This is a genomic window from Streptomyces chartreusis, from assembly GCF_008704715.1.
Taxonomy (GTDB): Bacteria; Actinomycetota; Actinomycetes; order Streptomycetales; family Streptomycetaceae; genus Streptomyces; species Streptomyces chartreusis.
In genome coordinates this window covers 9,699,828-9,714,434 of sequence record NZ_CP023689.1, presented here as the reverse complement: position 1 = coordinate 9,714,434, position 14,607 = coordinate 9,699,828, and the positions used below count along the sequence as shown (strand labels likewise).

At 69.0% G+C, this 14,607-nt stretch carries 12 protein-coding genes; 7 read left to right on the top strand and 5 right to left on the bottom strand.

Going from position 1 to position 14,607, the window contains the following annotated elements; translation table 11 throughout:
* Positions 1-309: 309 nt before the first annotated feature.
* The gene (locus CP983_RS42835) at positions 310-1,902 is read right to left on the bottom strand and encodes an MFS transporter (protein ID WP_150505981.1); all 1,593 of its coding nucleotides are present in this window, start codon (positions 1,900-1,902) and stop codon (positions 310-312) included.
* Positions 1,903-2,093: 191 nt separating this feature from the next.
* Between CP983_RS42835 and CP983_RS42830 the strand changes: the two genes are divergently transcribed.
* Together CP983_RS42830 and CP983_RS42825 are read left to right on the top strand one after the other, a co-directional pair.
* Positions 2,094-2,687, top strand: a complete 594-nt coding sequence (locus CP983_RS42830; protein WP_189748893.1) for a helix-turn-helix domain-containing protein — start codon at positions 2,094-2,096, stop codon at positions 2,685-2,687.
* 111 nt (positions 2,688-2,798) lie between these two features.
* A complete protein-coding gene (locus CP983_RS42825; RefSeq protein ID WP_150505979.1) occupies positions 2,799-3,668 on the top strand; it encodes a class I SAM-dependent methyltransferase in 870 nt (289 codons plus the stop codon).
* A 92-nt stretch (positions 3,669-3,760) separates the two neighbouring features.
* On the opposite strand, the gene CP983_RS42820 is transcribed toward CP983_RS42825, so the two are convergent.
* Together CP983_RS42820 and CP983_RS42815 are read right to left on the bottom strand one after the other, a co-directional pair.
* Entirely contained in the window at positions 3,761-4,687 is a 927-nt protein-coding gene (locus tag CP983_RS42820) for a LysR family transcriptional regulator (RefSeq protein WP_150505977.1), read from the bottom strand.
* 165 nt (positions 4,688-4,852) lie between these two features.
* Positions 4,853-5,770 carry an EamA family transporter gene (locus CP983_RS42815; RefSeq protein WP_229914902.1) on the bottom strand — a complete coding sequence of 306 codons (918 nt, stop codon included), beginning with the start codon at positions 5,768-5,770 and terminating at the stop codon, positions 4,853-4,855.
* 127 nt (positions 5,771-5,897) lie between these two features.
* Here CP983_RS42815 and CP983_RS42810 point away from each other — a divergent pair, with 127 nt between their 5' ends.
* Positions 5,898-6,479 (top strand): DUF6461 domain-containing protein, encoded by a 582-nt coding sequence (locus CP983_RS42810; RefSeq protein WP_229914903.1) that lies wholly within the window; start codon positions 5,898-5,900, stop codon positions 6,477-6,479.
* Positions 6,480-6,570: 91 nt separating this feature from the next.
* Complete coding sequence (locus CP983_RS42805; protein ID WP_150505975.1) at positions 6,571-7,116, top strand: MOSC domain-containing protein; 546 nt, start codon at positions 6,571-6,573, stop codon at positions 7,114-7,116.
* A gap of 39 nt (positions 7,117-7,155) precedes the next feature.
* Here the strand turns inward: CP983_RS42805 and CP983_RS42800 are convergent, their stop codons facing one another.
* A complete protein-coding gene (locus CP983_RS42800) occupies positions 7,156-7,767 on the bottom strand; it encodes a DUF4232 domain-containing protein (RefSeq protein WP_150505973.1) in 612 nt (203 codons plus the stop codon).
* Between the two features lie 410 nt (positions 7,768-8,177).
* Here CP983_RS42800 and CP983_RS42795 point away from each other — a divergent pair, with 410 nt between their 5' ends.
* The 3 genes from CP983_RS42795 (at position 8,178) to CP983_RS42785 (ending at position 13,737) form a co-directional block, all read left to right on the top strand.
* Complete coding sequence (locus CP983_RS42795; protein ID WP_150505971.1) at positions 8,178-8,777, top strand: hypothetical protein; 600 nt, start codon at positions 8,178-8,180, stop codon at positions 8,775-8,777.
* A gap of 306 nt (positions 8,778-9,083) precedes the next feature.
* On the top strand, positions 9,084-11,654 hold the full coding sequence (locus tag CP983_RS42790) for a discoidin domain-containing protein (RefSeq protein WP_373309849.1): 2,571 nt from the start codon (positions 9,084-9,086) through the stop codon (positions 11,652-11,654).
* Positions 11,655-11,835: 181 nt separating this feature from the next.
* Positions 11,836-13,737, top strand: a complete 1,902-nt coding sequence (locus tag CP983_RS42785; protein ID WP_167537845.1) for a Na+/H+ antiporter NhaA — start codon at positions 11,836-11,838, stop codon at positions 13,735-13,737.
* A 46-nt stretch (positions 13,738-13,783) separates the two neighbouring features.
* Here the strand turns inward: CP983_RS42785 and CP983_RS42780 are convergent, their stop codons facing one another.
* Entirely contained in the window at positions 13,784-14,557 is a 774-nt protein-coding gene (locus CP983_RS42780; RefSeq protein ID WP_150505969.1) for a DUF1963 domain-containing protein, read from the bottom strand.
* Between the last annotated feature and the right edge of the window lie 50 nt (positions 14,558-14,607).

Below are 14,607 nucleotides of genomic sequence, written 5' to 3'. Positions count from 1 at the left end.
GGGACCGCGATGCCGCCGTGATTACGTGTTGAGGGGCCGCCCAGACGCGTTGCCGCCCACCCGGGAGGAGGGCCTCCGTCGGCGGCCGATCGGGCTCGCGGACTCTGCGGGCGGGTCTTGGTGCGCCGCCATTCGCCGCGCTCGCTGTCTTGCGAATGCAACCACGAAAGGAACCCTCGAACAGCTACAGCGCAGCACGGCGTTCAGGCCGGAGATCTTGCGGCTACCGGTCGCGTGTCCGGCACCGCGATCGCAGTGCCGGACATCCGCATGAGCGGGCTTGTCGCCGTGTGCCCAACTCCTATGGGGTCATCGGGCGGCCACGGCCTCGGTGACTTCCGGCTCACCCGCGACCCCGGGAGCGGTGTTCCTGGGGGCGCGGAAGGCGACGTAGACGAACAGGGCGCCCATCACGGCGACGCCTGCCCACATGGCCTGCTGCCAGCCGTCGACGAAGGACTGCTGGGCGGCGTGGAGCAGGTCCTGCGTGTGCGGGCCGGCGCCGCCCGCCGCTTCGACGGCGTTGGCGACGCCCTCCCGGGCGGTGTCCGCAGTCTCCTGGGGGATGCCGTTCAGCCGGCCGTCGATGGCGCTGCGGTAGCCGTTCGCCAGCAGTGCGCCGAGCAGGGCGACGCCGAGGGCGGTGCCGAACTCGCGGGTGACGTCGTTGAGGGCGGAGGCGACGCCCTGCTTCTCGCGCGGCAGGGAGGCGGTGATGGCCTCCGTGGACGGGGTCATCGACAGGCCCATGCCGAGACCCATGGCCAGCATGCCGGGCAGGATGGTCAGATAGCCGCCGTCGACGGACACGAACAGGGCCATGAGCGCCAGGCCGACGCCCGCCAGCACGATGCCCACGGCCATGGTCGAGCGGGAGCCGACACGTGCGGCGAGCTTGGGAGCCAGGCCGGAGGCCGTCATCATCATGACGGCCATGGGCATCAGCGCGACCGTGGACAGCAGTCCCGACCAGCCGAGCACGGCCTGGAAGAACGGGAAGAGGACGACGGCGATGCCAGCCTGGACGCCGAAGACCACCAGGAGCGTGATCGAGCCGCCGGCCAGGCCGCGCTCCCGGAACAGGCGCACGTCCAGCAGCGCGGCGTCGCGGCGGTGCAATTCCCAGGCCACGAACCCGATGGCGGCCACGAGACCGATCGCGAGGCTGATCAGTGTCGCGGGGGCGGTCCAGCCGCGCTCGGGGCCCTCCTGAAGGACGAAGATGAGGCCGATCACGGCGACGGTGGAGACCAGCGCGCCGGCGGTGTCGAAGGGATGGGCCGAGGGCTCACGGGAGTTGGGGACCGACTTCAGCGTCATGGCCAGGGCCACGAGGACCAGGGCCACCGGCAGGACGAACAGCCACCGCCAGTCGGCGACGTCGACGAGGAGCGCTGAGAGGAACATGCCCAGGATCCCGCCGCCTCCGGCGACGCCGGTCCACACGCCGATCGCCTTGCCGCGCTGTTCCTCGGGGAAGGTGGAGGTGATGACGGCGAGGGTGATGGGCATGATCATCGCGGCGCCGATACCGGCGGCCACGCGCGCGGCGAGCATGACCTCGGCCGACGGGGCAAGGCCCGCGACGACGCTCGCGGCGCCGAAGACACCCAGCCCGGCGATGAGCATGGGCTTGCGGCCCAGACGGTCGCCGACGGCGCCGAGCGGCAGCAGTAGGGCGGCCAGGGCGAGGGTGTAGATGTTGATGATCCACAGGACGGTGTTCTGCGAGGCGCCGAACTCCACGGCCATGTGGGTCTGCGCGACGTTCAGCCCGGACACCGAGGCGATGACGGCCATCAGCGCGATGGAGACGGCGATCAGGATCGAGCGCAGCTGACGCGCATCGGGCACACCGCCGCTTGCGGCTTCGGCGGCCTGTACGGGCTGGTTCGTACTCATGGATTCCTCTCAGAAGGGCATGACGGGTCAGCGCCGGAGCAGGGCCGGTCGCCGGGGGAAGGGGTGGTGGGGTGGTGGGATGGCCGGCTGGGCGTTGATGTCGTCGCCGACCGAGGCGTCCACATGGGCGCTGAATCAGGTGTCTCCACGACGCTAAGCGCGGTTTGCAGTGGAGGCATACAATCTTGCCCATGGCGCAAGAAGACGGTGAGCTGGACAGCCTCGTACGCAAACGCATCCGGGCGCTGCGGGTGGCGCAGGGCTGGTCCCTTGAGGAACTGGCGACCCGCGCCCATCTCAGCCAGTCCTCGCTGAGCCGCATCGAGAACGGCCAGCGTCGCCTCGCACTGGATCAGCTGGTCACTCTCGCCCGCGCCCTGGACACCACGCTGGATCAGCTCGTGGAGACGGCGACCGACGACGTCGTCACCAGTCCGATGATCGACAGCACCCACAGCTTGATGCGCTGGCCCGTGAAGGGTGACCCCGGGATGAGTGTGGTGCGCCAGCGGATGACCGAACCGCCACCCGACAACCCGGCGCGCATGCGTGCCCACCCGGGGCGCGAATGGCTCGTGGTCCTGTCCGGCACCGCGGTCCTCATGCTCGGCCACCGCAGCTTCCGCGTCGAGACCAACCAGGCTGCCGAGTTCCCCACGATGATGCCGCACGCGATCGGCGCCGAAGGGGGCCCGTGCGAGATCCTGGGCATCTTCGACCGCGACGCACGCCGCGGCCATCAGCGGGAGGCCGGCGACAGCGGCGGTCAGGGCACCGGTGAGTGAATACGGGGCGCGCCGGCGGCATCTGGCGCGTCGGGCAACACATCCGGGCATCGTTTTGCGTAAACCGGGAGCAGTCGTGCCGCAGGCGCATGCCAGCCCTAACGTGAAGGCATGAATCAAGCGCACCCGCACGCCCTCCACGACGCTCAGCACGGCCACCCTCAGCAGCAGGACACCGACGGTCAGGCGGAGATCCTCGACCTGGACGCCGAGGTCCTCGCCGAGCACACGGCCTCCATCACCGCATGGCTGCCGCTCACGACTGCACCGCGTCGGATAGTGGATCTGGGCTGCGGCACGGGCGCAGGCACCTTCGCCCTCCTCGACCGCTTCCCCGATGCGCAGGTCACCGCTGTCGACGCATCGACCGGATACCTCCAGCACCTGCACGCAAGGGCGTGCGCCCGTGGTCTGGAGGAGCGAGTACGAACCGTGCAGGCCGACCTCGACGACTCCGCGTGGCCCGACCTCGGCTCACCGGACCTGGTGTGGGCGTCGGCCTCGATGCACCACATCGGTGATCCCGATCGCGCGCTGCGCAACGTCCATGACGCGCTCGCGCCCGGCGGTCTGTTCGCCGTCGTGGAGCTGGCCGGCTTCCCGCGCTTCCTGCCCGAGGGCGCCCCGGAGGACCGGCCCGGCCTGGAAGAGCGCTGTCATGCGGCGACCGATCGCTTCCAGGCCGAGCACATGCCCCACCGGGGCGCGGACTGGGGCCCGATGCTGACCGCCGCCGGCTTCACGGTCGAGGGCAGGCGCACCATCGCCGTGAACATCGAGGGCTCCCGCAACGAAGCGATCGGCCGCTACGCCCTCAGCGGCCTGCAACGCATCCGTAGCGCCGCCGCCATCGAGCTCTCCCCCGAGGACCTCACCGCGCTGGACGAACTCCTCGACACGGGAAGCCCCCGCAGCATCCTGCGCCGCGACGACCTTGCGATGCGGACGGAACGCATCGTGTGGGCCGCACGCCGTGGCTGATCCCGAGTCCCGCGCTTACCTGTCGGCGTGGCCACCGGAACCTGAAGCCACCCCGGTGGAGAGGTTAGAAGGGGGCCACCGAGAGGCGCAGGCTAGTGGCCGGCAGTTGGAGCGGCGGCGTCGGCTGGGGCCGCCGTCCGCTGGACCAAGAGGTCGGTGACCAGTGCGAGCGGGGGCCAGGCCAAGCGGCCGTGGCGTGCGACGGCATGGGCGCGCAGCGTCACCCGCGGGCCGGTGAGCGGCACCAGGCGGACGTCGGGAAAGGTGGGGATGCCGATCGGCAGCAGTCCCACACCCAGCCCGACGGTGATCATGCCCTGGACCAGGTCGAGGCTGTCGGCCTGGTGGGTGATCCGGGGTGTGAATCCCGCCCTGGATGCCAGGGTGCGGATGACGGTCTCGTCGGCGGTGTTACGGGAGTTGACGATCCAGTCCTGCGTGCGGAACCGGGCGAAGACGTCGAGGGTGTCCGCCGCGTCGGCCACATCGGCGTGGGCCGGGACGCCCAGGCCCCAGGATGCGGTCCACAGGGCGGTGCTGTGCAGCGCGGGGTCCGGGTCGGAGGGGGCCAGGTTGTAGTCGTAGGTGAGCGCGAGGTCAGCCCCGTCCGCGGCCAGCAACTCCAGGGCCTCGGCGGGTTCGTGCTCACGGATGAGGATGTGCAGCCCAAGATTGCTCTCGGCCAGGTCGGTGATGAGGGGCAGCAGGTGGGCGCGGATGGCGGTGGCGAATCCGGCCACCCGCAGGGTTCCGCTGGGTTCGCTGTCGGGGGCGAGGTCGAGGCGGGCGGACTCGACTGCGGCGAGGATCGCCGTGGCATGTTCCGCCAGCCGACGCCCGGCGGGGGTGAGCCTCACCCGCCGCCCGTCGGGTTCGATCAGGGCGGTACCCATTTCCCGTGCGAGAACCGTGAGTTGCTGCGAGACGGTCGACGTGGTCGTGCCCACGGCTTCGGCCACGGCGCGCATTGATCCGAGCCGGGACAGTTCGACCAGTAGCCGCAGACGCCGTGTCTCCATCCGCCTATTGTCCAGGACTGTCGAACGAAACGCGCATGATTGGCGCGCGGGCTCGAACGATGTCGGGAGCCAGCTGGGGCGCAATCCCCTTCGACCTCGCGCAGTCCCCTTCGACCTCGGTGCGGCCGGCCCTTTCCCTCGACATGGCGGTACGACCGACGGGGCTCAAGATGCTTCGGCGGCAGCGGGGTGCGGCGCGGGTGGGGCGTGCTCCGCAGCCGGACGGGCACCGGCGCGGGTCGCGCCCACGCCTGCGGCGACGACGAAGGCGATGCCGAGTGCGGACGTCAGACCTGGGACCTGTCCGAGTACGAGCAACCCCATCAGCAGGGCGATGGCGGGTTCCAGGCTCATCAGGGTGCCGAAGGCCGAGCTCGTCAGGCGGCGCAGGGCGAGGAATTCGAGAGCGAAGGGCACCAGAGGGCTCACGACAGCCAGCCCCAGCATGGTCCACAGCGCCGGCCAGGTGAGGTGGGTCGACAGAGTGGGCGCGGCGATGAGCATGCCGACTATGCCGGCGACCGGCATCGAGACGGCCAGGCCTTTGAGGCCGGCGAGTTGGTCCCCGACGCGCTGGGTCAGCAGGATGTAGGCGGCCCAGCAGGCAGCGGCGGCGAGGGCGTATCCGACTCCGGCCAGGTCAAGGTTCCCGTGCCAGGGCTGAGTCAGCAGAACGACACCTATGGCAGCTGCGGCAGTCCATATTTTGCGGCTTGCGCCGGGCCCGTACAGGGACACGGCCAGCGGGCCGAGGAACTCCAGGGCACTCGCGGTGCCGAGCGGGAGTCGGGCGATGGCGAGCATGAAGAACAGCATCAAGCCGGCGGTCACGATGCCCAGGACGGTGCAGGCCAGCAGATCACGGCGGGCGAAGTCACGGCGGCGGGGCCGTACGAGGATGAACAGGAGCAGCCCGGCCCAGCCCAGGCGAAGCCCAGCAGCCCCCACATCGGTGAGCTGATCGAACAGGGGAACGGTCAGGGCGGAGCCGAGCTGGACGGTGGACATGCCGGCCACCGCCATGAGGAACCCGGTCTCGCGACCGCCCAGGCGCGAGGTGTGGGGAGACGTCTGCGGACTCATGGCCACCAGTAGAGGCGTTCCGCTTTGTTCGTGTCCACGTGCCGATCATGGACATACCCTTTAGGAACCCTGGACGATGGATCCCGCGAGAGCCGCTGGGACCGGGCATGACACGATCCTCGGCATGATGAGCGCTGACCGAAGCCCCGGACTGGACTTCCTCCGGGCGGACATCCCCATCTACACGCTGACCTTCGCCAGGCAGATACCTCCGCGGGAGCTGCTGGCTCGGATGGGCGCCGACCCGGACAGCGTTGCCCTGCGCGATGAAACGAGCCTGCACGACGAGTACGGCGACACCCTCCTCGACGCCGACGAACCCGTGGTCACGACCGGCGTCGACGGCGCGTGGACATGGGCTTGGGAACAGGGCGGTATGCACGGCCTCGACGAACGAATCCTCTCCGCGGTCTCACAAGGAACCGAGACTGTCGTGCTGCACTACAACGAGAAGCCGATGTACTGGTTCAAGTACGCGGTGGACGGTGGCATCCACGTCGACTTCCATACACTCGGGCCGTTGGCCCCGACCGGTCTGGTGCCGGCGCAGCTCGAAGAAGCGATGCGACCGCTGGGACTCGCCCCCGGCCGGCCCGTCCCCCTCGACAGCGTCCTACCTCTTGCCGAGAACGCGTTCGGGCTGCGTGTGACGCCGGCGGGAGACGGCGAGGAGCGCTGGAGCGCCAACCTGCTTCCCCTACCTGAGTAGCCCTGGATCTCCTGCTCCCAGCGAGGCACGCCGTACACCGCCTCTAAGATCGACCGGCCGGAGAACGACAACGGGTGAGAGGGCGGGCGTGATGGCTGGTCAGGTCGCGGCGGTGAGCCGTAACGAGACGTACTCGTTCAGCAAGCCCAATCGCGATTCCGTCACCCTGCTCACGGGCCTCGGAGTGGAAGGCGACGTTCACGCGGGTGAGACGATCCGCCACCAGTTCCGCATGACCTACGAGCCGGACCTGCCCAATCTGCGCCAAGTCCACCTCATGCACGAGGAGCTCTTCGACGAGCTCGCGCTCAAAGGCTTCGAAGTCGCCGCGGGCCAGCTCGGCGAGAACATCACCACTCGCCACCTGGACCTATTGGGCCTCCCCACGGGCGCTCTGCTCCATCTCGGAGAGCAGGCGGTGCTTGAGGTGACGGGACTGCGTAACCCGTGTGCGAAGATCAACGACTTCCGCAAAGGGCTGCTCGGTGAGGTCTTCGAAATGGACCCCGTGTCAGGCGAGTTCACATTCAAGAGTGGCGTCATGGCTGTGGTGCGCCATGGAGGGACCGTCCGCCCCGCCGATCCCATCCAGGTCGAGCTCCCGCCCCTCCCTCACCACCCGCTGGAGCGCGTCTAAGGCTGCGGGTGGTCAGTCCTGCCCGGGGCGGCGACGTGATCAGTAAGTGAGTGCGTCCTCGGCGGTGCCGAAGAAGCTGGTGACCTGGCCGTCATTGACCGTGACGGGGCCATCGTTGATCGGAACCGTCGCAGGGCTCTCGGCGGGCGTCAGCGCGATCTCCACCTTGTCCGCGGTCTTGCCGCCCTCGGTGTCGGCGCGCGCGAACAAGATCCCGGCGTAGGCGGACTCGCCGGACTTCAGGATCCAGTCCTTGCCCTCGGGGCCCGCGTGCTCGGCGGCTCCGTCGAGCCCCGGAATCGTGATCACCAACTCGTTGGCCGGCAGCAGACAGGAGTCACTGCTCTTGTTCGTCGCCTTCAGCAAGGCATGGTTGACGGGCTTGGAGGCGACAGTGACGTTGTAGCTCAGGTCGGTCGTCTCGCACATGCCCACGCCCCCGTCCTGGCCGTCGTCGGCCGCGGGCGCCGACGCCTGCGGGGTGCTGCCACCGCTGCCGGCGGAGTCGCCGTCGGCCTTGCCGCCATCGCTCGGGGCGGACGTCGAGGGCGCGGCGGATCCCTTGCCGGCACCCGCACCGGACGGGCTCGATGACGCACTCGGAGCGGCCGAGTCCTTCTCCCCGTCACCGTTGCATGCCGTCAGTGCCATGACACCGAGCGAGAGAGTGGCCAGGACCATGGTGGTACGGCGTGGACGAGCTGTATAAGCCATGAGAAATCCCCCGAGAGTCGGAATGTTCCGGTGATCATGCCGCATGACGGCGATGCTTCCGCCTGATCACATCGAGCAGGAGCCGTTTCCGAACACGCTTGTGACACTGCGACAGCGGCCACAGTTCAGAGACCCCGGAAACAGGGAGTCCCACCCCCTCACCGCCGACGCCGCCACCCGGCCCCGGGCCGCACCCGCGTCGGCTCAGCCGACCACACCCGAACAAGCCGAGCCCTCCCTGCGCAGGTCAGAGGCACCCCGTGCGAAGATCCGGGTTCGCAACATCGAGAATCCACCCCGGCACCGGCCCAGCCGCCCGCGGTGACCACGCACCGAGGGAACACCGCATGCGTACCACCCGGACCAAGGCCAGTTGGCTCGTGACCGCCGTCGCGGGAGCGGCCCTCAGCGCCGGCTGCGGCGGCACCGTGTCCTCCACCCCTACGGCGGCCTCCTCGGCCACCGCCTCGCCCGCACCGTTCGGCCAGCGGGACGTACAGGCAGACCTGGAAGCGGCCGCAGCGGCCGCCGGCGCGCCCGAGGGGCTGACGGAGCTGGGCCCAGACCCCTCACCCGGACCGGGAGAAACAGAGAAGAAGCGGAAGCTGGCCGCACTCATCGCACGTCTGTCCCCTTGCACGGTCTCCTGGACGCATGACAGAGCGGACTCCGCCTCATCGGCGTCCAAGCCCGACCCGTCGCGAAAGCAGCTCGAACTCGTCCTCTCGAACCTGGCCGCGCGCGGCTGGAAGAAGTCCGGGGCCGCCAAGGAAGTGCCGGTCAGGGATCGCGGCACTTACTTCATGGCCACCTACAAGAAGCAGGGCTGGACCCTCTACGCGCGACACAACACCCTGTCGACCTGGAGCCAGTCCAGCGCCACGGTCACCGAGGACGCCTGCTTCGACCGGCTCACCGATGAGGAAGCGGCCCTCCTCGAGGACTAGCGGCACCAACGTGCTGCGCCACAGCCCGGCCCCCTCCCCCGCTCCCCCACGCCGAAGCTCGGCCTACCCCCCGCCCCGCTCCCGAATTGCGCGCCCCGCGACAAAACCATGTCCAAGGGGTTGCCCACAGATTGCCGCGCCACTTAAATCAAAGCGTGAACTAAGTTGCTGTACTGCTGTGTTGCCCTCCGGCATGCCTTGGCACACAAGCGATGCGGATCGTCGCGGCACCATCGCGGCGGTCCGCTCGCGCTGCAGGAAGCAGGCTCGTCCGAATCCCGCACCGCTCCCGCAGAAAGCTGATGCATGAGACTCATGAATGTCGCCGGACGCCTCAGACGCAGAGCGCTGGGTGTCTCGCTGATCGCCACCGCGGCGCTGATCACCCTCCCCGCCCAACTGCCCGCCGCGGCAGCCGAAACGCCACTGTCCCAGGGCAAGAGCGTCATGTCCTCCTCGAACGAGAACGCCGCGACGCCCGCCGCCGGCGCGGTGGACGGTGACCGGGGCACCAGGTGGTCCTCGGCCGCGAGCGACAACCAGTGGCTACAGGTGGACCTGGGCGCCACGGCCTCCGTCACCCGGGTCGTACTCGACTGGGAAGCCGCATACGGCAAGGACTACAAGATCCAGTTCTCGCAGGACGGCGCCGGCTGGAGCGACGCCAAGACCGTGACGGGCAGCGACGGCGGCGTCGACACCGTGGATGTGTCGGGGCAGGCCCGCTACGTACGGATGCAAGGGCTCAGCCGGGCCACGCCATGGGGCTACTCCCTGTGGGAGTTCCAGGTCTTCGGCACCACCGGCGGCACCCAGCCTGCGTCCTGCGACACGGCCAACGCCGCCCGCGGCAAGGCCTCTTCCGCCTCCTCGGTCGAGAACGCCGGTACACCCGCCTCGGCCGCGTTCGACGGTGACACCGGCACCCGCTGGTCGAGCCAGGCCTCCGACCCGCAGTGGGTCCAGGTCGACCTGGGATCGGCGCGCGACGTGTGCAAGGTCGACCTGAACTGGGAGGCCGCGTACGCCAAGGACTTCCGGATCCAGACCTCCGGCAACGGACAGGACTGGAGCACCGTCAAGGAGGTGACCGGGGCGACCGGCGGCCAGGCCTCCTACGAGGTCGACGGCTCGGGCCGCTACGTACGCATCCTGGGCACGGCCCGCGGGACCGGCTACGGCTACTCCCTCTGGGAGGTCTCCGTGCACACCGAGTCCGGTGGCAGCGGTCCCATCGAGGGCGGCGGTGACCTGGGCCCGAACGTCATCGTCGTGGACCCCTCCACGCCGAACCTGCAGCAGAGGTTCGACCAGGTCTTCGCGCAGCAGGAGGCAAGCCAGTTCGGCAGCGGTCGCTACCAGTTCCTGATGAAGCCGGGCACCTACAACGACATCAACGCCCAACTGGGCTTCTACACCTCCGTGTCGGGCCTCGGCCTCAACCCCGACGACGTCCAGATCAACGGTGACATCACCGTCGACGCGGGCTGGTTCAACGGGAACGCCACCCAGAACTTCTGGCGTTCGGCGGAGAACCTGGCCGTCACTCCGTCCAACGGCACCGACCGATGGGCGGTCGCCCAGGCCGCGCCGTTCAGGCGGATCCACGTCAAGGGCGGCCTCAACCTCGCCCCCAACGGCTACGGCTGGGCCTCCGGCGGATACATCGCCGATTCGAAGATCGACGGCACCGTCGGTCCGTACAGCCAGCAGCAGTGGTACACCCGCGACAGCTCCGTCGGCGGCTGGACCAACGGCGTGTGGAACATGACGTTCACCGGTGTCGAGGGCGCGCCCGCGACCAACTTCGCCACCGGGCCGTACACCACGTTCGACACCACCCCGATCTCCCGGGAGAAGCCGTTCCTCTACCTGGACGGCAACACCTACAAGGTCTTCGTGCCCGCCAAGCGCACCAACTCGCGCGGTGTGTCCTGGCCGGCGAACGCCGGCGGGTCGTCCCTGCCGCTGGACCAGTTCTACGTGGTCAAGCCCGGTGCGACGGCCGCCACCATCAACGCGGCGCTGGACCAGGGCCTCAACCTGCTGTTCACGCCCGGCGTGTACCACATCGACCAGACCATCGAGGTGGACCGGGCCAACACCGTCGTCCTCGGGCTGGGCCTGGCCACGATCATCCCCGACGGGGGCGTCGACGCCATGCACGTGGCGGACGTCGACGGCGTGCGGCTCGCCGGTTTCCTGATCGACGCCGGACCGTCCAACTCGGACACGTTGCTGCGGATCGGCGAGCCCGGCGCGTCGGCCGACCACTCCGCCAACCCCACCACCATGCAAGACGTGTTCGTCCGCATCGGCGGCGCGGGTCCGGGGCTCGCCACGAACTCGGTCGTCGTCAACAGCGACGACGTGCTCATCGACCACACCTGGATCTGGCGTGCCGACCACGGTGAGGGAGTCGGCTGGGACACCAACCGGGCCGACTACGGGCTTCGCGTCAACGGCGACGACGTCCTGACCACCGGACTGTTCGTGGAGCACTTCAACAAGTACGACGTGTTCTGGAGCGGCGAGCGCGGCCGCACGATCTTCTTCCAGAACGAGAAGGCCTACGACGCCCCGAACGAGGCCGCCATCACCCATGACGGCATCGTCGGATACGCGGCCTACAAGGTCGCCGACACGGTGAACGAGCACGAGGCGTGGGCGCTGGGAAGCTACTGCAACTACACCTCGGACGACACCATCGTCCAGCACCACGGCTTCCAGGTGCCGGTCAAGCCCGGCATCAAGATGCGCCACCTGATGGTGATCTCCCTCGGCGGCAAGGGTCAGTACCGCCACGTCATCAATGACACGGGAGCGCCGACGTCGGGGACGGACACCGTTCCGTCCAAGGTCACGCAGTTCCCCTGATCCATGTCTGATCCCGCATCGGCGGGAGGCCCCGGGGGCGTTTCCATCGCCCCCGGGACCGGCCCATGGCTTGCTCGGCGCCGCGTCGTCATCTGCCGTCCGGGTGGGCCTTCAGGGGTAAACAGCGGTGGCGGCAAGCTGTCTGCGGGCCGCGCCAGCGCCGGTGGCGATAATTGGCCGGGTGAGCGGCCAAGACCCCAGCGAGGCGAGTGAGACCCTGTCCAACCAGACCAGGGCGCGTTGGCGGACGTTCGTGCAGACCGAGACGGGCAGCGCCGCTCTGTTGCTGGCAGCCGTGGCCGCGGCCCTGGTGTGGGCCAACGTCGATGCGCACTCCTACGAAGAGGTGTGGGGAGCGCACTTCACCATCGGCTTCGACACCCACCATCTCTCACTCGACCTGCACGAGTGGATCAATGCCGGGCTGATGAGTCTGTTCTTCTTCGTGGTCGGCCTGGAGGCGCGGCGCGAGTTCGACATGGGGGAACTGCGGGACCGCCGCTGGGTGCTGCTCAGCGCCGCGGCCGGCCTAGGAAGCATGGTCGTACCCGCGGCGATCTACATCGCGATCAACGCCGGTCATGATTCGGTGCACGGCTGGGGTACGGCGATGTCGACCGACACCGCCTTCGCCCTGGGCATCCTGGCCGTACTCGGCTCACGGCTGCCGGCATCCCTGCGCGCTTTCATGCTGTCGATCTCCGTGGTCGACGATCTGCTCGCGCTGCTGGTGATCGCCGTCTTCTACAGCGAGGGCATCCATCTGCCGGCACTGCTGGTGGCGCTGGGCGTGCTGCTGATCATCGCCGTCCTGCGGTTGGTGGGCATCCGCAAGAGCGCACCCTGCGCCGTCCTGTCCGTGGTGGTGTGGGTCGCGCTGTACGAGGCCGGGATCGACCCAGTCGTGACGGGTCTGGCCGTAGGCGCCCTGGTCGTCGCCTACCCGGCGCCACGGGGTGACCTCGAACGGGCGAGCCAGCTGTTCCGTCTCTTCCGCGAGCAGCCCACCCCGGAGTTGCAGCGCTCCGCGGTACAGGGCCTCGCCGCGGCGATCTCCCCCAATGAGCGGCTGGAGCAGAAGTTCCTGCCCTGGGTGAGCTACGGCATCGTGCCCCTGTTCGCGCTGGCCAACGCCGGCATCGAGCTGAGCGGCGCCAAGCTGGAAGAAGCGTTCACCTCCCCCATCACGCTGGGCATTGTTTGCGGCTGCGCGGCCGGCAAAGTGATCGGGGTCGTGGGCTCGATGGCGGGTGCACAGGTGCTGACGGGCGGTCGCCTGCGTCCCAACGTGGGCTGGGGTTCGGTCACCGCGGGCGGTGCCGTCGCCGGGGCGGCCTTCACCGTGTCCTTGTTGATCGCCTCCCACGCCTTCGAGGGCGAGGAACTGGACCAGGCGCGCATCGGTGTCCTCACCACCCTGGTCGCTGCCTTCGTCCTCAGCTGGGCGGTCTCGGGCGTCATCGGACTGCTGCCGGAGGCCCGCAGAGCACGGGCCCTGCTCGGCACGACCGAGACGCTGACAGATCTGGCGGTCGCCGTCGACGTCCGCCACGACCGGATCCGCGGGCCCGAGAAGGCAGCGGTCACGGTGGTGGAGTACGGCGACTTCGAGTGCCCGTACTGCGGGCAGGCCGAACCGGTCGTGCGGGAACTACTGGGTCACGAGCACGACGTCCGCTATGTGTGGCGGCACCTGCCGCTGTCGGATGTGCACCCCGACGCGGAGCTGGCGGCCGAGGCGTCGGAAGCCGCCGCACGCCAGGGGAAGTTCTGGGAGATGCACGATCTGCTGCTCGAGCGGCAGGACGCCCTCGGCATCGAGGACCTGCTGCGGTATGCGCAGGAACTCGGTCTCGACATGGCGCGGTTCCGGGACGACCTGGAGCAGCGACGGGGCGCGCGGCGTGTCGCGGAGGACATCGATTCCGCGGACCTGAGCGGGGTGTCGGGTACACCCACGTTCTTCATCAACGGACGCCGCCACCAGGGTGCCTACGACATCGCAGCCCTGACGCAGGCTGTCGAGCAGGCCCGGCAGCGAGTGCTTGCCGCGCAGGCCGGACCGTCGAAGTCGGCGAGCTGAGCGCGTCCGCCATGTCGCTCTCCCCCGCTCCGCAATGGGGCGTGGCTCAGCACTGCTGCTCGTACTGGAGTCGGTCGTACCGTCGCGCGGCGATGTCCTCGCGGGTGCCCACGATGAGGTTCAGGGTGAACACCTCGTAGTCGATCGCCTGCCCCGCCAGCTGTGCGAGGAGCACCAGGCCGTCCGTGTCCGGGGCCATGTCCCATGAGTTGGAGAAGCCGCCGATCTGCACGCAGACGCCGGGGCGGGTTCCGCCGGCTGCTGCTTCCAGGAAGTCTTCCTCGAACCGGTCCAGTACGTCGTCGTGCCCCTTCGCGAATGCTTCAGCTGCTGGGGCATCTCGCCAGTCTTCGTCGAGGGTCAGTCCGACCAGGGGATACAGAGTGTGGGACTCATAGACCCTGACCTGCATGGACTCGCCGTCGAAGTCATACGTCCCGGGGTGCTCTGTCGTAGGAGTTCCGGCAGGGACATGGAGCACCGCGGAGGAGTCCGGCGGGTATTCGATGTCGCTGAAGAACAACAGGTGCCCGTCGGCGGGGAGTTCGATGTCCAGGGCATCACGGGGCAGGGCCGCGCAGTCGACGCTGAGTATCAACGGCTCTCTCCCGTCGGGCCACTCCGCTCCCTCCGGCAACGCGGGAAGCCCGCCGGTCCGTGCGGCAGGCCGGGCCTGCTCCCGCAGGGATGCCGGCACTTCCTCGTACTGCACGAGGTAGACGCAGGGCCGGCTACGGACCAGCAGCTCCTCCGCGACAGAGCCCGGAACGCCATGCTTCGCAGCCGTCTCGTGGATGAGCTGCGCGTCGATCGCCGTCATGCCCGTGATCGTGCCACGCCCCACTGACAGTCGAGGGTCCGTGCATGCTC